The organism is Streptomyces sp. NPDC090445 (assembly GCF_044769385.1).
Classification (GTDB): Bacteria; Actinomycetota; Actinomycetes; order Streptomycetales; family Streptomycetaceae; genus Streptomyces.
This window is the reverse complement of the sequence record NZ_JBIVXV010000033.1, coordinates 1-22587: the sequence shown is the minus strand read 5'-3', so window position 1 is coordinate 22587 and position 22587 is coordinate 1. Positions and strand designations below refer to the sequence as shown.

General features: G+C 70.6%; 20 protein-coding genes. 11 read left to right on the top strand and 9 right to left on the bottom strand.

Features of this window, described 5'->3' with window-relative positions:
* Nucleotides 1-17 precede the first annotated feature (17 nt).
* Nucleotides 18-1304: a serine hydrolase domain-containing protein gene (locus ACIQUT_RS35195; protein WP_403569104.1), complete on the bottom strand. Its 1287-nt coding sequence runs from the start codon at nucleotides 1302-1304 to the stop codon at nucleotides 18-20.
* A 264-nt stretch (nucleotides 1305-1568) separates the two neighbouring features.
* Here ACIQUT_RS35195 and ACIQUT_RS35190 point away from each other — a divergent pair, with 264 nt between their 5' ends.
* The 5 genes from ACIQUT_RS35190 to ACIQUT_RS35170 are packed head-to-tail and all read left to right on the top strand — an operon-like array spanning nucleotide 1569 to nucleotide 6549.
* The gene (locus ACIQUT_RS35190) at nucleotides 1569-2933 is read left to right on the top strand and encodes an NDP-hexose 2,3-dehydratase family protein (RefSeq protein WP_403569102.1); all 1365 of its coding nucleotides are present in this window, start codon (nucleotides 1569-1571) and stop codon (nucleotides 2931-2933) included.
* Nucleotides 2930-4066, top strand: a complete 1137-nt coding sequence (locus ACIQUT_RS35185) for a DegT/DnrJ/EryC1/StrS family aminotransferase (RefSeq protein WP_403569100.1) — start codon at nucleotides 2930-2932, stop codon at nucleotides 4064-4066. The genes ACIQUT_RS35190 and ACIQUT_RS35185 overlap by 4 nt, the downstream gene beginning before the upstream one ends.
* A gap of 28 nt (nucleotides 4067-4094) precedes the next feature.
* Nucleotides 4095-4916, top strand: coding sequence for a class I SAM-dependent methyltransferase (locus ACIQUT_RS35180; protein ID WP_403569098.1), 822 nt, complete (start codon nucleotides 4095-4097; stop codon nucleotides 4914-4916).
* Complete coding sequence (locus ACIQUT_RS35175; RefSeq protein ID WP_403569097.1) at nucleotides 4913-5536, top strand: dTDP-4-dehydrorhamnose 3,5-epimerase family protein; 624 nt, start codon at nucleotides 4913-4915, stop codon at nucleotides 5534-5536. The genes ACIQUT_RS35180 and ACIQUT_RS35175 overlap by 4 nt, the downstream gene beginning before the upstream one ends.
* Nucleotides 5533-6549 (top strand): NAD-dependent epimerase/dehydratase, encoded by a 1017-nt coding sequence (locus tag ACIQUT_RS35170; protein WP_403569095.1) that lies wholly within the window; start codon nucleotides 5533-5535, stop codon nucleotides 6547-6549. The genes ACIQUT_RS35175 and ACIQUT_RS35170 overlap by 4 nt, the downstream gene beginning before the upstream one ends.
* A gap of 158 nt (nucleotides 6550-6707) precedes the next feature.
* Here the strand turns inward: ACIQUT_RS35170 and ACIQUT_RS35165 are convergent, their stop codons facing one another.
* Nucleotides 6708-8123 carry an SMI1/KNR4 family protein gene (locus ACIQUT_RS35165; protein WP_403569093.1) on the bottom strand — a complete coding sequence of 472 codons (1416 nt, stop codon included), beginning with the start codon at nucleotides 8121-8123 and terminating at the stop codon, nucleotides 6708-6710.
* A gap of 75 nt (nucleotides 8124-8198) precedes the next feature.
* Nucleotides 8199-9353, bottom strand: coding sequence for a nucleotide disphospho-sugar-binding domain-containing protein (locus tag ACIQUT_RS35160; RefSeq protein WP_403569091.1), 1155 nt, complete (start codon nucleotides 9351-9353; stop codon nucleotides 8199-8201).
* Between the two features lie 258 nt (nucleotides 9354-9611).
* Between ACIQUT_RS35160 and ACIQUT_RS35155 the strand changes: the two genes are divergently transcribed.
* From ACIQUT_RS35155 to ACIQUT_RS35140, 4 genes are read left to right on the top strand one after another with little or no spacing between them, the layout of a single operon-like run.
* On the top strand, nucleotides 9612-10880 hold the full coding sequence (locus ACIQUT_RS35155; RefSeq protein ID WP_403569089.1) for a beta-ketoacyl-[acyl-carrier-protein] synthase family protein: 1269 nt from the start codon (nucleotides 9612-9614) through the stop codon (nucleotides 10878-10880).
* Nucleotides 10877-12115 (top strand): ketosynthase chain-length factor, encoded by a 1239-nt coding sequence (locus tag ACIQUT_RS35150; RefSeq protein ID WP_403569088.1) that lies wholly within the window; start codon nucleotides 10877-10879, stop codon nucleotides 12113-12115. The genes ACIQUT_RS35155 and ACIQUT_RS35150 overlap by 4 nt, the downstream gene beginning before the upstream one ends.
* A gap of 20 nt (nucleotides 12116-12135) precedes the next feature.
* Nucleotides 12136-12426 carry an acyl carrier protein gene (locus ACIQUT_RS35145; protein WP_403569086.1) on the top strand — a complete coding sequence of 97 codons (291 nt, stop codon included), beginning with the start codon at nucleotides 12136-12138 and terminating at the stop codon, nucleotides 12424-12426.
* A gap of 3 nt (nucleotides 12427-12429) precedes the next feature.
* Nucleotides 12430-13371, top strand: a complete 942-nt coding sequence (locus tag ACIQUT_RS35140) for an aromatase/cyclase (protein ID WP_403569085.1) — start codon at nucleotides 12430-12432, stop codon at nucleotides 13369-13371.
* A 174-nt stretch (nucleotides 13372-13545) separates the two neighbouring features.
* Here ACIQUT_RS35140 and ACIQUT_RS35135 read toward each other — a convergent pair whose 3' ends face one another.
* The 4 genes from ACIQUT_RS35135 to ACIQUT_RS35120 all read right to left on the bottom strand — a co-directional run bounded on the left by ACIQUT_RS35135 (nucleotide 13546) and on the right by ACIQUT_RS35120 (nucleotide 17056).
* Nucleotides 13546-14298 carry a TylF/MycF family methyltransferase gene (locus ACIQUT_RS35135; protein WP_403569083.1) on the bottom strand — a complete coding sequence of 251 codons (753 nt, stop codon included), beginning with the start codon at nucleotides 14296-14298 and terminating at the stop codon, nucleotides 13546-13548.
* A 53-nt stretch (nucleotides 14299-14351) separates the two neighbouring features.
* The gene (locus ACIQUT_RS35130) at nucleotides 14352-15137 is read right to left on the bottom strand and encodes an SDR family NAD(P)-dependent oxidoreductase (RefSeq protein ID WP_403569081.1); all 786 of its coding nucleotides are present in this window, start codon (nucleotides 15135-15137) and stop codon (nucleotides 14352-14354) included.
* 109 nt (nucleotides 15138-15246) lie between these two features.
* Entirely contained in the window at nucleotides 15247-16431 is a 1185-nt protein-coding gene (locus tag ACIQUT_RS35125; protein WP_403569079.1) for a serine hydrolase domain-containing protein, read from the bottom strand.
* 190 nt (nucleotides 16432-16621) lie between these two features.
* Nucleotides 16622-17056: a hypothetical protein gene (locus tag ACIQUT_RS35120; protein WP_403569077.1), complete on the bottom strand. Its 435-nt coding sequence runs from the start codon at nucleotides 17054-17056 to the stop codon at nucleotides 16622-16624.
* 235 nt (nucleotides 17057-17291) lie between these two features.
* Here ACIQUT_RS35120 and ACIQUT_RS35115 point away from each other — a divergent pair, with 235 nt between their 5' ends.
* Both ACIQUT_RS35115 and ACIQUT_RS35110 read left to right on the top strand, forming a co-directional pair.
* Nucleotides 17292-18668: an IS1380 family transposase gene (locus ACIQUT_RS35115; protein ID WP_403569076.1), complete on the top strand. Its 1377-nt coding sequence runs from the start codon at nucleotides 17292-17294 to the stop codon at nucleotides 18666-18668.
* A 641-nt stretch (nucleotides 18669-19309) separates the two neighbouring features.
* Nucleotides 19310-19702 carry a hypothetical protein gene (locus ACIQUT_RS35110; protein WP_403569074.1) on the top strand — a complete coding sequence of 131 codons (393 nt, stop codon included), beginning with the start codon at nucleotides 19310-19312 and terminating at the stop codon, nucleotides 19700-19702.
* A gap of 260 nt (nucleotides 19703-19962) precedes the next feature.
* Here the strand turns inward: ACIQUT_RS35110 and ACIQUT_RS35105 are convergent, their stop codons facing one another.
* Nucleotides 19963-20442: a hypothetical protein gene (locus ACIQUT_RS35105; protein ID WP_403569072.1), complete on the bottom strand. Its 480-nt coding sequence runs from the start codon at nucleotides 20440-20442 to the stop codon at nucleotides 19963-19965.
* Between the two features lie 506 nt (nucleotides 20443-20948).
* Complete coding sequence (locus ACIQUT_RS35100) at nucleotides 20949-21668, bottom strand: DUF3710 domain-containing protein (protein ID WP_403569070.1); 720 nt, start codon at nucleotides 21666-21668, stop codon at nucleotides 20949-20951.
* Nucleotides 21669-22587 lie beyond the last annotated feature (919 nt).

The following is a 22587-nucleotide window of genomic DNA, read 5'->3' as shown; positions in this document are numbered from 1 at the left end:
ACGGGGAACGGCCCCGTTCACTGAATTCGGTCGGCGCTGCGGAAAACCGCCTCCACGAGTCGGCGGATTCGGCCGTCCATACTGCCCATGACCGAGGACCCCATATTGGGTACGTATCCGAATGCGAGCTCGCGCTCGGGATCGGCGAAAGTGAAGACGCCGTTCGCGCCGCTCAGCCCGAAGGAATTCTTCAGTCCGGCGTCGGCCGGGAACACCGCACTGTCCGCCAGCTGCACGCCCAGGCCCCAGGTGAGCGGCGTCAGCATGACCTTGCAGGGGCCGTCGGAGTGCGGGCGGGCCAGTTCGGCGGTGCGCTCGGGGCCGATCAGCCGGATGCCGTCCACCTCGCCGACCAGGGCGGCGAACAGCCGGGCCAGGGCGTGCGCACTGGCCAGCCCGCCGTACGAGGGGTCCTCGACGGCCGGGTCGGCCGGGTCCTGGGACATGCTGCCGATGGTCGCCCGGTAGGTGAGGGTGCTGGGCTCGCGCAGCTCCTCGACCTCGCCCGGGTCGGCGCCGGCCATGAGGGCCTCGGCCTTGGACTCCAGCATGGTGGCGAGGTGCGCGCCGGAGCCGCCGGGCAGGCCGATGTGGGCGTCCAGGCCGAGCGGCCCGGCGAGGTGGCGGGCGAAGTAGCGGCCGGCGGGCAGCCCGGTGCGGCGCCTGATCAGCTCGCTCAGCAGGTGCCCGTAGGTGGTGGCGTGGTAGCCGTGCGCGGTGCCGGGCTCCCACTCGGGCCGGGCCGCCGCGAGCGCCTCGGCCACCGGCGTGTGGGCGCGCAGCGCCGCGAGCGTCAGCGGGGCGTGGTCGAGGCAGACCACCCCGGAACGGTGGGAGAGGATCATGCGCGGGGTGATGCCGGCCTTGCCGTGCGCGGCGAACTCGGGCCACACCTCGGCGACGGGCTCGTCCAGGTCCAGGCCGTCCCGCTCCGCGAGGTGCAGGAAAGCCGCCGTGACCAGCGCCTTCGTCGGCGAGGCGAGGACGCCCAGGGTCTCGGCCCGCCAGGGGTCCGTACGGTCGGGGTCGGCCCAGCCGCCCCACAGGTCCACCACGGGCCGCCCGCGGTGGTAGACGCACACGGCCGCGCCGACCTCCTCGCCGGCGGCGAAGTTCTCCTCGAAGGCGCGGGCGACCTCGGCGAACGCGCTCTCGACGAACGCGCCCTCGGCCAGCGTGTGTTCGGCGAGCACGCCCTCGGCGGACGCGCTCTCGGAGAGCGTCTGTTCGGCGAACGCGCCCTTGGAGAGCACGGCCCCGGCCGTCCCGGCCGTCCCTGCCCGGTGAAATTGCTGCACTGTCATCCGTCCTTCGCGTGCGGGGAGAGCGGCCGCCCCGGCCAGGCCGCCGGCTTCGACCTGTGATGATCCGGCCACTGCTCGGGCCCGGCTCGAATACGGGTCGCTTTCCGCTCGCGCCTGAAATACGGCGCCCGCGGCGGGGTGACTGTGCCGGAAATTGTCTGGCAGTATCGTCGCCATGCGATTCCGCACAAAGGATGTTCTCCTCAGAAAGTCATGTTCCCCATGCCGGAACGGGAGGGGCCTTTCTGTACGGGAGGTGGCAGCTTGTTCTCCGACATAGCCGAATTCCACGAGTGGTACGCGCGGCGCTGCCGTGCCCACGGGTACCGGGTGGACCGGGTCCCCCTCGAAGCGCTCGACGGCTGGCGCACGGACCCGGACACCGGCAACATCGTCCACCGCACCGGGCGGTTCTTCACCGTCGAGGGCCTGGACATCAGGAACTCCGGCCGGGAGGTGGACTCCTGGCAGCAGCCGATCATCGTCCAGCCCGAACAGGGCGTCCTCGGCATCCTGGTCAAGGAGTTCGCCGGCGTCCTGCACTTCCTGCTCCAGGTCAAGATGGAGCCGGGCAACGTCAACGGCCTGCAGCTGTCCCCGACGGTGCAGGCCACCCGCAGCAACTTCACCGGTGCGCACGGCGGCAGGTCCGTGCCCTACCTGGAGTACTTCACCGCCCCGCGCTCCGGCCGGATCCTGTCCGACGTACTCCAGTCGGAGCAGGCGTCCTGGTTCCTGGCCAAGCGCAACCGCAACATGATCGTCCAGGTGGACGGGGACGTGGACGTCCCGCTGCTGGACGACTTCTGCTGGCTGGACTTCGAGCAGATCGCCCGGCTGCTGCACGAACCCAACCTGGTCAACATGGACACCCGCACGGTGCTGGCCGGCGCCGCCTCGTGGCGGGACCGCAGCGCCGACCTCGTCGCGGACACCTTCCGCGGTGCGCTGGCCCGCTCCTGGGAGTCCGCAGGCATCGCCCTGCACGACACCACCCACCTGCTCAGCTGGTTCACCGAGGCCAAGAACCGCTGCACCCTGGCCCGGCAGCAGATCCCGCTGACCAAGGTCGACGGCTGGGGCCTGCGCGACGGCGCCCTCGTCCACGACCAGGACCAGCACTTCGCCGTCATCGGGGTGTCCGTCGAGGCCGACAGCCGCGAGGTCGCGCGCTGGCAGCAGCCCATGTTCGAGCCACGCAGCCAGGGCATCATCGCGTTCCTGGTCCGCCGCATCGGCGGCGTACTGCACGCGCTGGTGCAGGCCCGGGTCGAGACGGGCGCCTTCGACGCCGTGGAGATGGCGCCCACCGTGCAGTGCCAGCCCGACAACTACCGCGGGCTGCCCGAGGACCGCAGGCCGGCGTTCCTGTCCGAGGTGCTCGAAGCGCCGCCGGAGCGGATCCGCTTCGACCGCGTGCACTCCGAGGAGGGTGGCCGCTTCTACCACGCGCAGAACCGCTACCTGCTCGTCGAGGTCGAGGACGGCTTCCCGCTGGAGGTCCCCGACGACTACGCCTGGGTCACCCTGCGCCAGCTCACCGACTTCGTCAGATACGGCAACCACCTGAACGTCGAGGCCAGAAGCCTGCTGACGTTCGCGGGCTTCCACAAGGAGGACGACGAGTGACCACCCACGTCTGGGACTACCTACCCGAGTACGCGGCGGAACGGGAGGACATCCTCGACGCCGTGCAGCAGGTCTTCTCCAGCGGCAGGCTGGTGCTGGGCGAGAGCGTGCGCGGCTTCGAGGACGAGTTCGCCGCCTACCACGGCCTCGCGCACTGCGTCGGCGTCGACAACGGCACCAACGCGGTGAAACTCGCCCTGGAATCCCTCGGCATCGGCCGCGGCGACGAGGTCATCACCGTCTCCAACACCGCCGCCCCCACCGTCGTCGCCATCGACGGGGCCGGCGCCGTCCCCGTGTTCGTGGACGTCCGCGCCGAGGACCACCTCATGGACACCGACCAGGTCGAAGCCGCGATCACCCCGCGGACGAAGGCACTCCTGCCCGTCCACCTCTACGGCCAGTGCGTCGACATGGAGCCGCTGCAGCGCCTCGCCCGCAAGCACGGGCTGGCCATCGTCGAGGACTGCGCGCAGGCCCACGGCGCCCGCCGCAACGGCCGGCTCGCCGGCACGACGAGCGACGCCGCCGCCTTCTCCTTCTACCCCACCAAGGTCCTCGGCGCGTACGGCGACGGCGGCGCCGTCCTGACCGCCTCCGCCGACACCTACCGCACCCTGCGCCGACTCCGCTACTACGGCATGGAGGAGGTCTACCACGTCGAGCAGACCCCCGGGCACAACAGCCGCCTCGACGAGGTCCAGGCCGAGATCCTCCGCCGCAAACTGACCCGGCTCGACGCCTACATCGCCGACCGCCGACGGATCGCCCGCCGCTACGCCGAGGGACTCGCGGACCTGTGCGGGCCGGACGGGCTGACCCTGCCGGCCGTCACCCCCGGCAACGAGCACGTCTACTACGTGTACGTCGTCCGCCACCCGCGCCGCGACGAGATCATCCGGGTGCTGAAGGAACGCCACGACATCGCGCTGAACATCAGCTATCCGTGGCCGGTCCACACCATGCGCGGCTTCGCCCACCTCGGCGTGCCGGCGGGCTCCCTGCCCGTCACCGAGAAGCTGGCCGGGGAGATCTTCTCGCTGCCCATGTACCCGTCACTGCCGGAGCCCCTCCAGGACAAGGTCATCGACGCGCTCCGCGACGTCCTCACGACCACGACCCGCGCGCTCTAGCCGCCCCACCGAAGGAGGTCCATCCACCATGCCTGGCACCATCGCGGACATCGCCGCGGACACCACTGTGGACACCGCCGCGGACACCGCCGCGGACACCGCCACCCTCATCTACCGCCGCGCCGACGTCTACCACGACTTCTACCGCGGCCGCGGCAAGGACTACCGGGCCGAGGCGGCCGCCGTCCGCGATCTCGTCGCACAGCGCGGCGCGGCCGGGTCGCCGGCCTCATCGTCTTCCGGGTCGCTGCTGGACGTCGCCTGCGGCACCGGCGCGCACCTGGCCGAGCTCACCGGCTCCTTCACCGACGCCGTCGGCGTCGACCTGTCCGCCGAGATGCTCGCCGTCGCCGCCCGGAACAGCCCCGGCACCCCGCTGGTCCAGGGCGACATGCGCGACTTCCGGCTCGGCCGCACCTTCTCCGCCGTCACCTGCATGTTCAGCTCGGTCGGCTACCTCGCCACCACCGACGACCTGGACGCGGCCGTACGCAACCTGGCCGACCACCTCGCACCCGGTGGCGTGCTCGTCGTCGAACCCTGGTGGTTCCCGCACAACTTCCTGCCCGGCTGGGTGGGCGCCGACGTGGTCAGGGCCGACGGGCGGACCATCGCCCGCGTCTCCCACACCGTCCGCGAGGGCCGCTGCAGCCGCATGGAGGTGCACTACACCGTCGCCGCCCCCGAGACGGGCGTCGAGCACTTCACCGACACGCATGTGATGACCCTGTTCGAGCAGGCCGAGTACGAGGCGGCGTTCCGCCGGGCGGGGCTGGAGCCCGAGTACGTCCGGCACGAGCTGTTCGGCCCCGGCCTGTTCGTCGCCGCCCGCCCCGGCGGTGCCGCGTGAAAGTCCGCGAACTGGGCGTCGACGGCGCGTACGCCTTCGAGCCGGAGGTCTTCCACGACGAGCGCGGCTCGTTCCGCTCCCCACACCAGGAGGCCCCGTTCGGCGAGGCGCTCGGCCGGCCGCTGTTCCCGGTCGCCCAGGTCAGCACGAGCGTCTCCCGCCGCGGAGTCGTGCGCGGGGTGCACTTCACGGCCACCCCGGGGTCCATGGCCAAGTACGTGGTGTGCGCGGGCGGGCGGGCGCTCGACGTCGTCGTCGACGTCCGGATCGGCTCGCCCACGTACGGGCGGAGCGAGCAGGTGGAACTGGACCCGGAGGCGGGCACCGCCCTGTACCTGCCGCCGGGCGTGGGGCACCTGTTCGCCGCGCTGGAGGACGACACCGTGATGGTCTACCTGCTGTCCGCGGCCTACCGGGCCGACCGGGAGCGCGCCGTGCACCCGCTCGACCCGGAGCTCGGCCTGGAGCTCGGCCCGGACCTGCCGTCAGGAGTCGAGTGGGTGCTGTCCGAGCGCGACCGGTCGGCGCCGACGCTGGCCGCCGCCCGCGAGGGCGGGCTGCTGCCGCAGTACGCCGACTGCGGGGCGGGCTGGGCGGCCGGGGGCGGGGGCGGACGATGAGTGCGCCGCAGCAGGTCGTCGTCCTGGGGGCGTCCGGGTTCATCGGCTCCGCCGTGGTCCGGACGCTGGCCGACACCCCCGGCGTCCGGGTGCGGGCCGTGTCCCGGCGGCCGGTTCGGCTGCCGGACCGGCTCGCGGGGCGCGTGGAGGTGGTCGCCGCCGACCTGACCGAACCGGGCGCCCTGGCCCGGGCGGTGGCCGGCGCCGACGCGGTGCTGCCGTTCACCGCGCGGATCCGCGGGGCGTCCGGGTGGCGGCTGTCCGAGGACGACACGGAGGCGGAGCGGGTCAACGTGGGCCTGATCCGGGACCTGGTCGCCGTACTCGCCGACCGGCCGTCCGACTCCGACTCCGACTCCACGCGTCGCCCGCCCGTGGTCGTCTTCCCGGGCAGCAACACCCAGGTGGGCCGGGTCGCCGTCGAGCGCATCGACGGATCGGAGCCGGACCGCCCCGAGGGCGTCTACGACCGCCAGAAGCACGCCGCGGAGTCGCTGCTGAAGGAGGCCGCCGAGGCGGGTCTGGCCCGGGCGGTCAGCCTCCGGCTGCCGCCCGTGTACGGGCCGCCGGCCCCGACCGCCGAGGACCGCGGCGTGGTGTCCACCATGATCCGGCGGGCGCTGGCCGGGGAGCCGCTCACGATGTGGCACGACGGCACGGTCCGCCGTGATCTGCTGTACGTGGATGACGCCGCCCGGGCGTTCGCAGCGGCCCTGGCACACGCCGACGCCCTCAACGGCCGGCACTACCTCATCGGCACTGGGCGGGCGCAGCCGCTGGGCGAGGTGTTCCGGGCGGTGGCGCGGGCCGTCTCCCGGTCCACGGGGGCCGACCCGGTGCCGGTGGTGTCCGTGGCCCCGCCACCGCACGCGGACGCAACCGACTTCCGCAGTCTTGAGGTGGACCCGTCGGCGTTCGCAACCACCACCGGCTGGCAAGCCCGCACCCCGCTGGACGAGGCCCTGGAGCGAACCGTGGCCGCGGTCGCGGCGGGGGGTGGGGCGGGCGGGTAGGGCGGGGCCCACGGGGCAGAGTCACGCTCGAGGAGCGCTGACGGCTGGCGCCTGCATGCCGGTCCGGGTCCAGCCGGGGGACCCCGAGTACGGACACCCCGCTCGGACGGCCGCCGAGGTGGTTGGTCTCGGCGTTCAGGAACCAGGCCGGGGGCCGGTCAGGCGAACGGCACCGGTCCGAGATCGCCGGCGATGACGGTCCGGACGATCGGCGGGCGGCCGTACAGGGCCAGGATCTCGTTGGAGAGGTCCACCGGCTGCCCGTGGTCGCGCACGCCCACGCCGTGCGTGGTGATGCCGGCGGCCGCCAGGCCGCGCGGAACGGCTCCCGCGTCCAGCAGGATCCGCCATTCCTCCGGCCCGAGTTCGAGGTACTCCAGCCCGGTGAGCCCGCCGATCTGTCGGGGGTCGGCAAGGGTGCCCGGGTAGGCCGTGAGGGTGCGCAGGCGCGGAAGCCCGGTCACGGGGGCGAGGTCGACCGGCGGTTCGTCCCACACCCCGACGCAGAGCACCTCCAGCCCCGGGTGCGCGGCGGCCTCGATGCTTCTCAGGTGCGCCACGTTGACGTGGGCCACGGCCGGCCGCTCGTCCCGGCTGCGGGAGGTACGGGTGCGACGTGGCTTCTGTCTGTGCACCAGGTCGGTGAGCGAATCGGCGATCAGCCCGGCGCCGATGTACGACTCGTGCCCCAGCAGCACGATCTGTCCGACGTGGCCGGCGGGCCCCGGGGTCAGGTCGACCGCGAGCCGGTCGCCGCCGCCGTTGTCGCCGAACACGATCCAGCCGGGCGAGCCGACGAGGCCCTGGACCGCGGCGTCGGGCGGGGTGACGACCGCCTCGCAGGCCGCAAACCTCCAAGGGGCCGGCCGGGACGCCGCGTCGGCGATGTACAGGTCGTCCAGTGCGAAGAGTTCGCAGCCGACGGTTTCGTCCGCCACGTCCCGCGCCCCGGTGTCCTCGTCCTGCCGGTCGGCGCCCGTCCAGTCGTCCCACCGGCCCGGCACGACGCGGTAGAGGGCCTTCAACTCGTCGGGGAGCGTCACGCCGAGTCGCGCCTCGGCGGCGGCGATCTCCTCGTCGCCGGCCCCGATGGCGCCGGGAAGCCGTTCGCGCAGCAGTTGTTCCAGCGCCACCGGATCCGCCGACGGGGCGGGAGGCGCGTCCGGAGCCGGATCGGGCAGCCGCCGCCAGGGCTCGGGCACGGCGCCCTCGGCCAGCAGCAGCGTTCCGCCGCCCGCCGGACCTGACTCGACGGCGGGGCTGGGTCCCATCACCCTCAGCCGCACCTGCCCGGAAGGGGTGATCCGGGCGGAGAACGTGACGGACTCGACGCCGGCCGCCGCGAGGGCGCCGCGCACGCGTTCGACGGCCTCGCGCTCCGCAGCCGAAGTCCGCCCGCGCGGACGGACCGCGGACGACGCCCTCCAGCCGTCTCTGCCTATGGCTCCGGCCAGGTGCACGACCCCGTCCTCACCGCCCGGCTCGGCCCCGTCCGCCCACCCGCGCAGCAGCGGCGCCCACGTCGCGAAGGCGTTCAGGGGCAGGAGGGAGGGGGCATGCGTCGGATCGGTCATGCGTCGACCCTAGAACGTCCCTCGGACACCGCGTCCGGGGCGCCCGAATCGCGTCCCCCGCCGCCCACCAGGGCGCTACCGCGCCATGCCGCCCTCCCCCGCCAGCGCCTCCAGCTCGGCCACCACCCGGGCCGGGCCCGGCTGGGCGGCGATCTCCGCCGCGACGTCGGCGGCCCCGGCCCGGTACTCCGGGTCGGCCAGGAGTTCGGCGGCGGCCGCCGCGATCGCGGCGGTGGACTGGTCGCCCTCCGGCAGGACCAGGCCCGCCCGCCGGTCCGCGATCCGCCGGCACGGCGGGAGCATCTTCGGGATCGTGGGTACGAGCAGCTGCGGGACTCCCGCGTGCAGGGCGGTCATCGCGGTCTGGCCGCCGCCGTGGTGCACGATCAGGTCGCAGGTGGCCAGCAGGCTGTCCAGCGCGAACCAGCCCGCCCGCACTCCCGGCACCGCCTGCGTCAGCTCCGCCGCGACCTCCTGCGGGGCGGCGACCACCAGCTCCCCGTCCAGGCCTTCGACGGTCCGGGCGAGCTCCGTCAGCTCGGCCACCTCGTCCTGCCCGGCGACCCGGCTGCCCGCGGTGACGCATACCCGGGGGCGTCCCGCGGGGCGCAGCATCCACGGCTCCAGCGGCCGCCGGAGGTTGTACGGGACGAACCGCATCGACTGCCGCGGGCCCGGTGCGAGCTCCGGGGCGCGCAGGCCGGGCGGGCAGATGTCGACCCAGAGCCGGGGTACGGGCAGTGCGTGCAGGCCGACGGCGGCGAGCTCGGCCGCGAGTTCGGTCGCGGCCCCGGCGTCCATTTCCGGCGGTTCGCCGAGGTCCCAGGTGTGCCGTACCCACGGCACGCCCAGCTCATGGGCGATCAGCGGGGCCGCGTAGCACAGGGATCCCCCGACGACGAGGTCCGGCCCCCAGTCGGCGGCGAGGGCGCGCAGCACGGGCAGGGTGGCGGCGGCGAGCCTGCCGAAGCCCTCGCCGTTGAAGCGGATCCGCTCCTGCGGGTCCGCGGGGATGCCGAGCGGCCGCCCGGCCCGGTCCTCGAACATGAACCGGCGCATGGTTCCGTCGGTGACGGGCACGGCGGGCAGCCCGGTGCCGGTGACGTACGGGGTCATGTCCTCGGGGGAGGCGACGAGCACGCGGTGGCCGGCGAGACGGGCCGCCGACGCGAGCGGGGCCAGCGCGAAGACCGTCGCCGGACTCCCGCCGGTGATGAAAAGGATCCTCATCGCACGGACACTGCAGCACCGCACTCAAGAACGGCTGGACCGCGTCAGGCACCCCCGCCGCCCTGAACACGTCGAACGCCCTGCCCTGAGCACGTGTCGAGCGCCCTGCCCTGAGCGCGCGTCGAGCCGCTCTTGAGCAGACGTCGACCGCCCCGGCTTACCAAAGTGCGCAGCCGGGGTCCACCACCCCGGCCCAACCCTGTCACCTATCACCTATCACCTTTCACCTGTCGCCTCTTCGATAAGGAAACCGATCCGATGTCCCGTCGCGTGGTGATAACCGGTATGGGGGTGCGCGCACCAGGAGGAAGCGGCACGGAGGCGTTCTGGTCCCTGCTGGCCGCGGGCCGTACCGCGACCCGCCGGATCAGCTTCTTCGATCCGACGCCCTTCCGCTCCCAGATCGCCGGCGAGTGCGATTTCGATGCGGCGGCCGAAGGCCTCACCCCCCGGGAGATCCGCCGGATGGACCGGGCGGCCCAGTTCGCGGTGGTCTGTGCCCGGGACGCGGTCTCGGACAGCCGCCTCGACTTCGGCGCGCTCGATCCGTCCCGGGTGGGTGTGAGCCTGGGCAGTGCCGTCGCCGCCGCCACCAGCCTGGAGAACGAGTACCTGGTGCTGTCCGACGCAGGACGCCGGTGGGAGGTCGATCCCGGCTACCTGTCCCCGCACATGTACGACTACCTGACCCCGGGTGCCCTGCCCGCCGAGGTGGCGTGGACGGTGGGTGCCGAGGGCCCGGTGGCCCTGGTGTCCAACGGCTGCACCTCGGGCCTGGACGCCGTCGGCAACGCCGTCGAGCTGATCGCCGACGGCACCGCGGACGTGATGCTCGCCGGGGCGACGGACACCCCGATCACCCCGGTCGTGGTGGCCAGCTTCGACGCCATCAGGGCGACGTCCGACCGGAACGACACGCCCGCACAGGCCTCGCGGCCGTTTGACGCGACCCGCAACGGGTTCGTGCTGGCGGAGGGTGCGGCGGTGTTCGTGCTGGAGGAGCTGGACCGGGCGCGGGCCCGCGGTGCAACCATCTACGCCGAGGTCGGCGGGTACGCGACGCGCTGCAACGCGTACCACATGACCGGGCTGAAGGCCGACGGCCGGGAGATGGCCGAGGCCATCCGTGCCGCGCTGGACCAGGCGCGGATGAACGCGGACGCGATCGACTACGTCAACGCGCACGGTTCGGGCACCGTGCAGAACGACCGGCACGAGACGGCCGCGTTCAAGCGGGCTCTGGGCGAGCACGCGTACCGGACCCCGGTGAGCTCGATCAAGTCCATGGTGGGCCACTCGCTGGGTGCGATCGGCTCCGTGGAGATCGCCGCGTGCGCGCTGGCCATGAAGCACAACGTGGTGCCGCCGACCGCCAATCTGCACCGGGCCGACCCCGAGTGCGACCTCGACTACGTGCCGCTGACCGCCCGCGAACAGCGGGTGGACACCGTGCTGACCGTGGGCAGCGGATTCGGCGGCTTCCAGAGCGCGATGCTGCTGCGGCGGCCGGAAGGAGCGTCGTCATGACAAACACGAACACGAACACACACACGCACACCACCGCTGTGTTCACGGGGCTGGGGATCGTGGCCCCCAACGGCCTGGGGACGGAGGAGTTCTGGTCCGCGACGCTGGAGGGCCGCAGCGGCATCAAGGACATCAGGGGCTTCGACACGGCCGGCTACCCGGCCCGGCGGGCCGGTGAGATCCAGGACTTCGACCCGGCGGAGCACCTGTCGAAGCGGCTGCTGCCGCAGACCGACCGGTCCACCCGGTTCGCGCTGACCGCCGCGGACATGGCGCTGGCCGACGGCGGTGTGGACCCGTCCGCGCTCGTCGACTACGACATGGGCGTGGTGACCGCGAACGCGTGCGGCGGTTTCGAGTTCACCCACCGCGAGTTCGCGAAGCTGTGGTCGCAGGGGCCGCAGTTCGTCAGCGTGTACGAGTCGTTCGCCTGGTTCTACGCGGTCAACACGGGCCAGATCTCCATCCGGCACAAGCTGCGCGGGCCGGGCAAGGCGCTCGTCGCCGAGCAGGCCGGCGGCCTGGACGCGCTCGGCCACGCCCGCCGCTCCCTGCGCCGCGGGGACGCGAAGCTGGTCGTCACGGGCGGCGCGGACTCGGCGCTGGACCCGTGGGGCTGGGCCTCGCGGTGGTCGTCGGGCCGAGTGACCGCCGGGGAGTACCGGCCGTTCGACCGGGCGGCGAGCGGGCACGTGCCCGGCGAGGGGGCCGCGATGCTGGTCCTGGAGGACGCCGGGGCGGCCCGCCTGCGCGGCGCGCCGAAGGTGTACGGCGAGCTCGCCGGCCAGGCGTCGACCTTCGACCCGCCGCCGGGCTCGCCTCGGCCGCCCGCCCTGCGCAGTGCCGTCGAATCGGCGCTGGCCCGGGCCGGGGTGGCGCCGTCCGACGTCGACGTGGTCTTCGCCGACTCGGCCGGGCTGCCGGGGCCGGACCGGCAGGAGGCCGAGGTGCTGCGCAGCGTGTTCGGTGAGCGCGGCGTCCCGGTGACGGCGCCGAAGGCGCTGACCGGGCGGCTGCTGTCCGCCGGCGGGCCCCTGGACGTGGCCGCCGCGCTGCTGTCCCTCCGCGACGGGGTGATCCCCCCGACCGCGGGCACCTCCGACATGCCGCAGGAGTACGGCATCGACCTGGTCACGGGCTCGCCGCGGGAGGCCAGGATCTCCACCGCCCTCGTGCTCGCGCGCGGCAGGTCGGGTTTCAACTCGGCCGCCGTCGTGCGGACGTACCACCACTGAGACAGGAAGAGGAAACACGCATGAACGACACCCAGACCACCCAGACCCGTGAGACCCGTGAGACCCGTGAGATCCTCATGACCCTCGACGACCTCCGCCGGATCCTGTCCGAGTCGGCCGGAAGCGACGAGGGGCAGCTGGACGGGGACATTCTCGACACCGGGTTCGCGGAGCTCGGCTACGACTCGCTGGCCCTGATCGAGACCGTGTCCGTCGTCCAGCGCGACTACGGGGTGGAGATCCCGGACAAGCTCGCCACCCCGCGGGAGCTGCTGGACGCGGTCAACGGCCTCCTCGTCGCGGTGGGCTGACGGATGGGTCGGCACCACACCCGGCACACCCTGGTGTCCTCCGCGCCGCCGGAGGCGCTGTACGACCTGGCCGCCGACGTCGGCCGCTGGCCGGCCGTGTTCGCCCCGAGTGTCGCCGCGGAGTACCTGGAGCGCGGTGAGCGCACGGAGCGGTTCCGGCTGTGGGCGTCGGTGGGCGGGGAGGTGAAGACCTGGGTCTCGCGGCGCGAGCGGGACCGGGCGGGCCTCCGGATCCGGTTCGACCAGGAGCAGAGCGCGCCGCCGATCGCCTCGATGGGCGGCGAGTGGATCTTCGAGCCGCGGCCGGGCGGCGGGACGGAGATCATGCTGCTGCACGACTTCACCGCCGTCGGCGACGACCCGGAGACGGTCGCCTGGATCAACGCCGCGCTGGACCGCAACAGCCCGGTGGAGCTGGCCGCGCTGGCCCGGATCGCCGAGCTCGCGACCGGGCTCGACACCGACCCCGGCGACCTGGTGTTCTCCTTCAGCGACACCGTCACCCTGCCCGGCCGCACCGCGCAGGAGGCGTACGCGTTCGTGCACCGGGCGGACCTGTGGCCCGAGCGGCTGCCGCACGTGCGCCGCGTGGAGCTGAGCGAGGATGCGGCCGGGGTGCAGGAGATGGAGATGGACACCGTCACCGCGGACGGCTCGGCGCACACCACCCGCTCGGTGCGGGTGTGCGTACCGGGCGAGCGGATCGCGTACAAGCAGCTGGTCCCGCCCCGGCTGCTGCTCGGCCACAGCGGCCGCTGGGAGTTCGCGGACACGGGGGCGGGGGCGCAGGTCACCGCCGAGCACACGGTGGCCGTGAACCCGGCGGCGGTGCGGGAGGAGCTCGGTGCGGACACCTCCCTGGCCGACGCGCGCCGGCACCTGCGCGACGTACTCGGCCGCAACAGCCGGGCGACGCTGGAGCTGGCGGGGCGGCACACGGGCTGACTGACAACCCCGATGCACGACAGAAGTCGGCCTCCGGGACCCGGACCGGGTCCCGGAGGCCGACTTCGTGGTGCGCTCGAACAGGAGCTGCTCAGCAGTCGCTCAGGAAGGCACCGCGGAAGGCTCTCAGGAAGACACTCAGGAAGGCACTGAGAAAGGCGCTGAGGAAGGCATTCAGGCGGAACGGCGCCAGTAGACGCTGTAGTCGTCGATGGCCTCGATCTCGTCCGTGATGCCGTGCCGCTCCCGGAACTCGTCCACGGCCTTGCGGCAGGCCGGGATGAAGTAGTCGTCGATGACGACGTATCCGCCGGCGGACAGCTTCGGGTAGAGGTTGTCCAGGGCGTCGAGGGTGGACTCGTACAGGTCGCCGTCGAGCCGGAGGACGGCCAGCCGCTCGACGGGGGCGGTGGGCAGGGTGTCCTTGAACCAGCCCGGCAGGAAGCGGACCTGGTCGTCGAGGAGCCCGTACCGCTCGAAGTTCTCGCGCACGGTGTCGGCGGTGACGCCGAGGACGTGGTTGGACTGGTGCAGGGCCATCTCCCGGTCCATGGGATGGCCGTCGTCGCCGGTGTCGGGGATGCCCTCGAAGGAGTCGGCGAGCCAGACGTTCCGGTCGGTGATCCCGTGCGCCTTGAGGTAGCCGCGGGCGAAGATGCAAACGCCGCCGCGCCACACGCCCGTTTCGATGAAGTCGCCCGGTACGCCGTCGGCGACCACCCGGTCGAGGAGGTCGCGGACGTTGCGGACGCGCTTCAGCCCGACCATCGTGTGGGCGACGCTGGGCCAGTCCATGCCCGTCTCGCGGTTCTCGGGGCGGAAGGCCTGCTCGGGGAACCACTCGTTGGGGATGGGGGCGTCCTCGTAGATCAGGTTGGTGACGACCTTCTCGAGGAGGTCGAGGTACAGCTCTGCGGTGTTCTCCATGCGGATGCGGAGTCCTTTCGGATGCGAGTCGGGAAGAGCGAGCAGTACGTGTGTCAGTAGTTGCCGAGGCCACCGCAGACGTTGAGGGCCTGCGCGGTGACGGAGGCGGCGCCCGGACCCACGAGGTAGTCGACCATCGCGCCGACCTCCTCGGGCATCACGTAGCGGCCGATCGGCACGCGGGCGCTGACGCGGGCGTGGGCCTCGTCGACGGTGACGTCCCACAGGCCTGCGTACGTCGCGCGGACGCGCTCGGCCATCGGGGTCTCGACGAAGCCCGGGCAGACGGCGTTGACCGTGACGCCGGTCTTGGCCAGTTCCAGGCCGAGGGACTTGGTGAAGCCGACCACGCCGTGCTTGGAGGCCGAGTAGGGGGCGCCGTGCAGGACGCCCTGCTTGCCGCCGGTGGAGGCGATGTTGATGATGCGGCCCCAGCCCTGCTCCAGCATGCCGCCGTGGTTGAGGACGTCCTTCGTCATCAGGAAGACGCTGTTCAGGTTGGTGTTGATCACGTCGAGCCAGAGCTCGTCGGGCACCTCCCGGGTGACCCCGCCGCCGGAGCGGCCGGCGTTGTTGACGAGGATGCCGACGGGCCCGAAGCGCTCGGTCGCGGCGTGCACGAAGGCCGTGATGTCCTCGCGGGAGGTCACGTCCAGGCTCCGGCCGTCCACCTCCAGGCCCTCGGCGCGCAGCGCCTTGACGGTGTCGGCCACCCGGCCGGCGGTGCGGGCGCCGAGGAAGACGCGGTGGCCCGCCCGGGCCAGCCGGCCGGCGATCTCCAGGCCGATCCCGCTGGTGGCTCCGGTGACAAGTGCAGTACGTACGGCGTCGGCCGCCATGTTTCCTCCGGGTGGTCGAGGATCGACTCTGACTCAAGCGGCGCCAAAGTCGCAGGAGGCACTAGAACCGCCCTCCAAGCCCTCTAAAAAACCGCTAGAGCGACCGGAGCTATTGGACAGACGACGACCGGTGCAGGGCCTCGACGAGCCGGTGCGCGCGGTCGTTCATGCGGCCGATGGTGCGCGAGCCGGCGTTCTGTACGTACGCGAAGGCGAGCTCGCGGTCCGGGTCGGCGAAGACGAACGTGCCGTTGGCGCCGTCGAAGCCGAACGCGCGCGGGCCGAGCCCGGCGGAGGCGGGGAAGACGGGGCTGTCGGGCAGCATGAAACCGAGCCCCCAGGTGCTGGGCAGCAACACCACCCGGCAGGTACCACGGGAGTACGGCCGGGCGACCTCGGCGGTGATCTGCGGCCCGACCACCCGGAAGCCGTCCACCTCCCCCACCAGGGCGGCGAACAGCCGGGCGAGGGCGTGCGCACTGGCCAGCCCGCCGTACGAGGGGTCCTCGACCTCCGGGTCGAGGGCGTCGTACAGGCGCATACTGCCGATCATCGCCCGGTGCGTCAGCGAGCCGGGGTCGCCGAGCGCCCGGAGCATGGCCAGCTCAGTCCCGGGGTCGGCGCCGTCCATGAGCGCCTCGGCCTTGGACTCCATCATGGTGGCGAGGTGCGCGGCTCGGTGGTCCTGGGGCAGCCCGATGAACGCATTCAGCCCCAACGGCCCGGCAAGATGCCGGGCGAAGTACCGGCCGGCGGTCAGCCCGGTGCGGCGCCTGATCAGCTCGCTCAGCAGATGCCCGTAGGTGGTGGCGTGGTACCCGTGCGCGGTGCCGGGCTCCCACTCGGGCCGCGCCGCGGCCAGCGCCCGCGCAACGGGGGCGTGCTCTCTCAGCCCCTCGGGCGTGATCGGCGCATGATCCAGACAAACGACCCCGGACCGCTGCGCCAGGACCATGCGGGGGGTGATGGAGCCCTTCCCGTGCTCACCGAACTCAGGCCACACCACACCCACCGGCTCGTCAAGGTCCAGCCCCTCCCGCTCCACGAGGTGCAGGAAGGCGGCGGTGACCAGCGCCTTGGTCGGCGAAGCCAGCACGGCAAGGGTGTCCCGCCGCCAGGGATCCGTCCGCTCGGGACCGGCCCAGCCGCCCCACAGATCCACCACGGCCCGCCCCCGGTGGTACACGCAGACGGCCGCCCCCAACTCCTCCCCGTCGGCGAAGTTCTCCGCGAACACCCGCCCGACCTCGCCGAACCCGTTCTCGACCGTCCCTGCCTGGGGATACTGCTGCACCGTCGTCCATCCTTCGCGCGGGAGTGACCGCGGCCGTCCTGCCGGCCGACACGGGCCCATCTATACGAGCCCCACTCGCACCCCACTCAAGCCAACCTCCAGCGCCCCGGCCGCCGGCCGCGGCGCGGCCGCCTTCGGGGACGTGACGGATGGTGTGGGCGACGTGCCGGTAGACGGCCTCACTTCAGACTCATGGCGCCCAGGCTTCGGGGGGTTCCGTTCCCGTTCCCGATCCGCCGTCAGGCTCGGAGCGGTACAAGCTGACGGACGCACAGCGCACGAAGCTTCGCTGCGCCGTTCCGTCCGAGAGGAGGAACAGCCGGCTCGGCATGCCGCTGGCGCTGAAATCCGTGGTGGCGTCCCATTCTTCGGTGATGGACAGTTCGCTCCCGCTCATAGCCGGATACAGCTTCATCTCCAGGACACCGCTGAACTCGACTTCCAGTGCGCCGAATCCCGGCAGGCCGTCCCAGCTGCGCAGCACCACACGCTGGCCTTCATGGCCGTAGGACCGGATATAGAAGGTCCGTCGGAAGGTCAACGGCCGGATGTCGTCGCCCTCGACCGGTGTCCTGATCCGGTATTGCCGCCGCGCCTGCCTGTGCACATCGGAGGAGCCGAGCACGATGTCCCCGGCCCTGACGATGAACCGTGGTCCGACCGTCGCTTCGAGCTGTTCGACACCTGGCCACCGAGACCGAGCCCGACCCACGCCGTCGCACACCGCGCCTGCGCTAGCCTCGCGCTTTCACGAAGGCCGTTGTCCGGCGGGTGGTCACGCAAGCGAAAAGTGCCTCTGACCAGCAAGAATGAGGATTGTCTAGGCCCTTGTTCCTGCCACCGTCGGAGGCACTTCTCAGGTGAAGAAGCGTATCGGGTCCTACCCGCGTGTCCGCGTTGAGGGCGGTGGCCACGGAGCGGTGTCCCAGGCCGGGGCCGTGCTGCTGATCGAGACAGTTCGCAAGGCCGGGCTGGACCGGGCGATATCGGCTGCGCTGGCGCCGTGGCGCCGTTCACGAGCGGTGCACGATCCGGGGAAGATCCTGCTGGACGTCGCCTTGGCGGTCGCGCTGGGCGGGGACTGCCTCGCGGATGTCGGGATGCTGCGGGCCGAGCCGGCCGTGTTCGGGCCGGTGGCTTCCGACCCGACGGTCTCCCGCCTCATCGACACCCTCGCCGCTGCCGGACCGAAGGCCCTCTCGGCGATAAGGGCCGCGCGGGCCGAAGCCCGCGAGCACGTCTGGAGCCTGGCCGAGAACGCGGCCCCGGACGCCGCCGGGCAGGTGATCGTGGATCTGGACGGAGTGCTGGTGCTGGCCCACTCCGAGAAGCAGGACGCCACCGCGACGTGGAAGAAGACCTTCGGACACCATCCTCTGATGGGGTTCGTTGATCACGGAAGTGGTGGGAGCGGAGAACCGGTGGCTGGCCTGCTCAGGCCGGGCAACGCGGGCAGCAACACCGCCGCTGACCACATCGAAGCCGCCCGGCTCGCCTTGGCCCAGCTGCCGAAGAAGTACCGGCGCGGACGCCAGACGCTGATCCGTACCGACTCCGGAGGCGGCACCCACGAGTTCGTCGCGTGGCTCGCCCAGCGCGGCCGGTGGCTGTCGTACTCGGTCGGCATGACCATCACCGACGCCATCCACCAGGCCGTCCTCAGGGTCCCGCCCGCCGCGTGGACGGCGGCCGTCGAGCCGGACGGCGAGATCCGCGACGGCGCCTGGGTCGCCGAACTCGACGGCGACTGCCTCAAGGGCTGGCCGCAGGGGATGCGGCTGATCGTCCGCAAGGAACGGCCCCACCCCGGCGCCCAGTTGCGCATCACCGACGCAGACGGACTACGGATCACCTGCTTCGCCACCAACACCACCGGCATCCCGATCGCGGCACTGGAGCTGCGGCACCGCCAGCGAGCACGCGCCGAGGACCGTATCCGTGCCGCACGGGCAACCGGCCTGCGCAACCTGCCCCTGCACGACACCGCGCAGAACAAGATCTGGCTGGAGATCGTCCAGATCGCCCTCGACCTGCTGGCCTGGATGCCCATGCTCGCCCTGAACAGCGAAACCCGCAGGTGGGAGCCCCGCCGTCTGAGGCTCCGCCTCTTCTCCACCGCCGCTCAGATCGTCACCACCGCCCGCCGCCGGCACCTCAGGTTTGCCCGCCACTGGCCCTGGACCGACGTGATCACTGACGCCCTGGCACGGCTCGAAGCTCTCCCGAACCCAGGCTGACCAGCCCGTTCCCGTCCCTGCGAGCAGCACCCCCCGACCGGAGCCGTGGAACCCGGCGCCCACCCGACGCGACAGCCGGGCCATCAGCCTGGCCGCCACCAGCCCGAACAACCGAAACGGCCTGCCGAAGAAACCGACGGACCGTCACGAAAGATCGAGGCTAGATCCAGGTCGAAGGCCAGACACAACCGAATCATCATGTCCTGCGACTTGGCTGCAGAACTCTTGTCCCCGATCTCGGTACTGAGCCAGCGCAAAGTTCGGCGGACGGATCCGTCACAACGCTCTGCGTAGTCGCGTAGCTGCCGGACTCCTTCCTGCTCCGCTCGCCTGTACTCGGCCATCCGTTCCTCAAGGCTTCGCCCGCGTCGCACCACAGGCCCCCTCCGCCCTCGCCTTCGATTCCGTTCACCGCCCCCACTCCGTCGGGCGATCGAAACGGTACACACGCACCGAGTGACAGACCACAAAGTCCCACCGCCCCCGTCCGAGAGGAGCAGCCGCTTGAACGGTTGGGCCGGCTGCGAAGGAACGAACGCGTCCATCTCGGCGACCACATCGACGCCAGCAGCATCAAGGTCGACGAATGAATCCGTTATGAACAGTTCCTGATAGTCCGGGGAGACCCGCATTCCCTGCACGTGCTGGAACTCGATGTCGAGAAGGCCGCTCGAATCCGAGGTCTCGCCAGCCCTGCTCCTCAGGACGAGCAGGCCGTGATGATCCGTATAGCTGTGAATGAAGAACTCCCGCTGAAAGCGCAACGGAAGATTTCGGTGATTACCTATCAAGGTCATGCTTCTCGGCTGATGAAATGCCTCGCGCCCACGGTCGAGCACTCCGATGTCGAGGTCCTCGGCACGCGGGACCAGGCGCCCGCGTTCCACCTCCAGTCTTTCGTCGGAGAGCGACCCACCGGCATTGAGCCCTGCCCATTCGGATACGAGCTGAGCTTGACCCAGGGTGACGCAAAGGCCTCCCACATTACGCTGATCAGCCCAAAGACATCCGCCTCCTGGGCGCCGCCGGAGTGACCGCCCTCAAGGAGCAGCCACCGGACCACTCTGTGGACAGATCCGCTGCTCTCCACTGCAACTTCGCGAATCCGCCGCATTCTAGCATTTGAGGACACATCGCCTCTTAAATTGCATCGTACGCGCCCTTGACATGCGGGTCGCCGGGGAGAGCTCGCCTGGGGAGCTCTTTATCCTAGGCGAAGCAACCGATGGCGGGCAGGGTGCAGTAGCGCGTGAGGTCCCGCCGGCAAACCGGCGGGACCTCGGTGAGCAGATGATCAGCTCCAGTTGTTGGCCTCGGAGAAGACCTCCAGCGACGGAGTCACCTTCGCGGCGAATGAGCGCGCCAGATCGCGCAGCTCGATCAGGGTGGATGACATGCCGCGCCGCTCTCCGATCCCGCCTCGCTCCCGCAACAAGACGGCGAGCGCATGGTCCTCGGCATCCTTCTCACGCTGGACCAGCGGCCCAGAACCTGGCCGGGGCTCACCGCTCCTTATAATCACGGGCTTCTCTCCCGAGAGTTTGAAATCGACCATCGAAAGAAGCATTCTCATCGTTTTGAATCCCACTGTCACCCGGTCGATAGACGGCCTCAATGAAACAGCTAGCGCCTCCCCGACGAGACCTACTGCCTGGTCCGCATAGAAACTGGGATATGCAGTGGGATCCGCTTCATCGAATTCACACTCGTCGTCTTCGGCGAGAGAATCGAGGAGGGCCGAGCAGCCGTCCGCCACTCGATGGCCGGCAGCCATTTGCCACGCCAGTTCCAGACCAGACTCGATCCAGGATTTCTACTCTTCCGATCCGAACATTCGACACAAAGCTGCAGCTCTCTCCGCCGTTGCCGCAGAGAGCAATTTCAGCTCGATATCTGACGGGTTAGGAAGGTTCTCGATCATGAGGCCTCTCTAATCCTCCCCTGACAGCCAGAAGTATCTGAACGGAGAGTATTTCTTAGTTCCGCGTCCACCCTTGACAGTGCCGTGTTGTGCGCCTCTGTTGGCGTAGCGTCAGCGTTGCCGTCAAACGACTTGGGGCCCTGCCGATAATCGGCAGGGCCCCAAACTTCTGCGAAGGGTTCCTCGAATCTGACTCGTTCACGAAAAGACACGAGGAATTAAGCGGCACGCCCGAAATGTTGCGAACGGTCGACCCCCGCAGGATAGATCCCACGAGGGTCAGCAGCAACTTTACAGTCCTTTCCACGGTTCACGGGTACTGGATCAACATGTCATTTCCCGACCATGTTCAACGACATTCACTCAGGCATTCTCAGTGGAATCGCCCGAATCCGCTCCGGCGGGGTGACCGGACCGTAAGCGGTGGGTGAGGTGAAAATACCTGCGGTGCGCATCGCGAAGGAGGGGACAACCACCACACTTTCGAAGCAGGAATACGCCCAATCGTCACGGCTCTCGGGGAGTGCCACCTCGCCGTTGATCACCCCCCTCAGCAGCCAGCCCGGACCGTCGCATCCGATGAACCGCACCGTCATCGAGTCTCGCCCGTGGACATCATTGACAACGGGGATCGTCGCTCTGAGCTCGACACCCGCCCGCCCAGACCATTGCTCAACCTCACCCCCGCGCGCTCGCACATCTTCCTCAAGCCGGACGCGGACCTTCTCCCACTCCGGCTCCCCGAGTGTCCGAAATGCCTGAAGCTGCAAGCTTGCGGTTGTGTCACGGAGGAGAACCACCTCCCCGTATTCCGGGCCGGATCGCAGAGGGTTGAGCTCTACCTTTCGCGCAGCCCTACGCGGAATCCTCAGCCCTCCGAGATCTAGCAGGTCGAGGGCCTGCCATCCCGTCTCACTCACGTGCCACGGACCGACGTCGACTCCGCGATACGGGGGCCGCAGCAGGTCTCCTGCTTGCAACGCCTCCTCATTCATCGCTCGCGCCGACTCCATGAGGACGGTGACCTCTTCGTCCGTCATCGCTTCCTCAGCGATGAGGAGAACCAAGAGTGCAAGCACTCGCTCGAGGCTCAATGCTCCGCTCTGCCGCGCTACACGGGCTGCTGAGAGGTTGCCACGCAGCACGTCTACCAGGCGATCGCCCTCGTCACGAGACAGCCCTGAAGGCAGCCGAGGAAGCAGTTCCGGACCCGTTCGGCCTCCCTCCCAGCGCAAGAGAAGCAAAGCCTTGAGGCTGAGAAGGAGAACCCATGCTGGAGTAACCTGCTCCCAGTCCCCCCACCTGGCACTCTCCGATGAACTCGGTGATAGGTGACCATCACGGGTGAACTCTTCCAAGATGGCACGCGCTTCACTGTCCACGACGCCCATTCCACCACCCCCTCAGCATTTGCCAAGCGCGCCAACCAACCATGCCAGCCGCAGCAGCCGCTTCTACGATGCCGCCGGAACCGCCACTAGAGTCTGCCAGATCCGCCATTTTCTCTGCGTAAGTCGGGGCACGGGACACAGTGGAGGCTCGGGTCTGTGCCTCGTCACCCACAGCCTGACTCGCGCGACGGGTGGTGCCCGGTTCCGAGTGGGATCGCGTCCCGCGAGGTGAGCTATACCCGCCGTTAGCAGGATCGACGATATCCGGCAGCTCGGCCGGGTCTTGCGAGGCCCGGCCACGGCCCCTGATGATCTCGGGACCGTCATCTCCAGCTGCAGGACAGTTGTGCACGAGGACCGGCGTCGCGCCGGCCAGCACATAGTACGTGTGCGTGCTGAGGTGTTGTCATCTGCGTTTTCGCAGGTCAGCGGAATTCGGCCAGTCCGTGGGTGTGCGTGGAAGTGCCTTGCTGTGCACCCCTGTTGCCGCTGAGGTTGAAAGGGTGGGGTGACAGGCTACGGGGGCTCCAGTGTCAGTCCTGTCTCGGCGATGAAGCCGTCGAGAACGTCGGGTCGGCGTTGGATACCCCGAAGCCGGTTCTTCACG

Coding starts and splice junctions, on each gene's coding strand:
- ACIQUT_RS35195 (WP_403569104.1), bottom strand. CDS start 1,304: ATGACAGTGCAGCAATTTCACCGGGCAGGGACGGCCGGGACGGCCGGG.
- ACIQUT_RS35180 (WP_403569098.1), top strand. CDS start 4,095: ATGCCTGGCACCATCGCGGACATCGCCGCGGACACCACTGTGGACACC.
- ACIQUT_RS35170 (WP_403569095.1), top strand. CDS start 5,533: ATGAGTGCGCCGCAGCAGGTCGTCGTCCTGGGGGCGTCCGGGTTCATC.
- ACIQUT_RS35165 (WP_403569093.1), bottom strand. CDS start 8,123: ATGACCGATCCGACGCATGCCCCCTCCCTCCTGCCCCTGAACGCCTTC.
- ACIQUT_RS35160 (WP_403569091.1), bottom strand. CDS start 9,353: ATGAGGATCCTTTTCATCACCGGCGGGAGTCCGGCGACGGTCTTCGCG.
- ACIQUT_RS35155 (WP_403569089.1), top strand. CDS start 9,612: ATGTCCCGTCGCGTGGTGATAACCGGTATGGGGGTGCGCGCACCAGGA.
- ACIQUT_RS35150 (WP_403569088.1), top strand. CDS start 10,877: ATGACAAACACGAACACGAACACACACACGCACACCACCGCTGTGTTC.
- ACIQUT_RS35145 (WP_403569086.1), top strand. CDS start 12,136: ATGAACGACACCCAGACCACCCAGACCCGTGAGACCCGTGAGACCCGT.
- ACIQUT_RS35140 (WP_403569085.1), top strand. CDS start 12,430: ATGGGTCGGCACCACACCCGGCACACCCTGGTGTCCTCCGCGCCGCCG.
- ACIQUT_RS35135 (WP_403569083.1), bottom strand. CDS start 14,298: ATGGAGAACACCGCAGAGCTGTACCTCGACCTCCTCGAGAAGGTCGTC.
- ACIQUT_RS35130 (WP_403569081.1), bottom strand. CDS start 15,137: ATGGCGGCCGACGCCGTACGTACTGCACTTGTCACCGGAGCCACCAGC.
- ACIQUT_RS35105 (WP_403569072.1), bottom strand. CDS start 20,442: ATGGCTGCCGGCCATCGAGTGGCGGACGGCTGCTCGGCCCTCCTCGAT.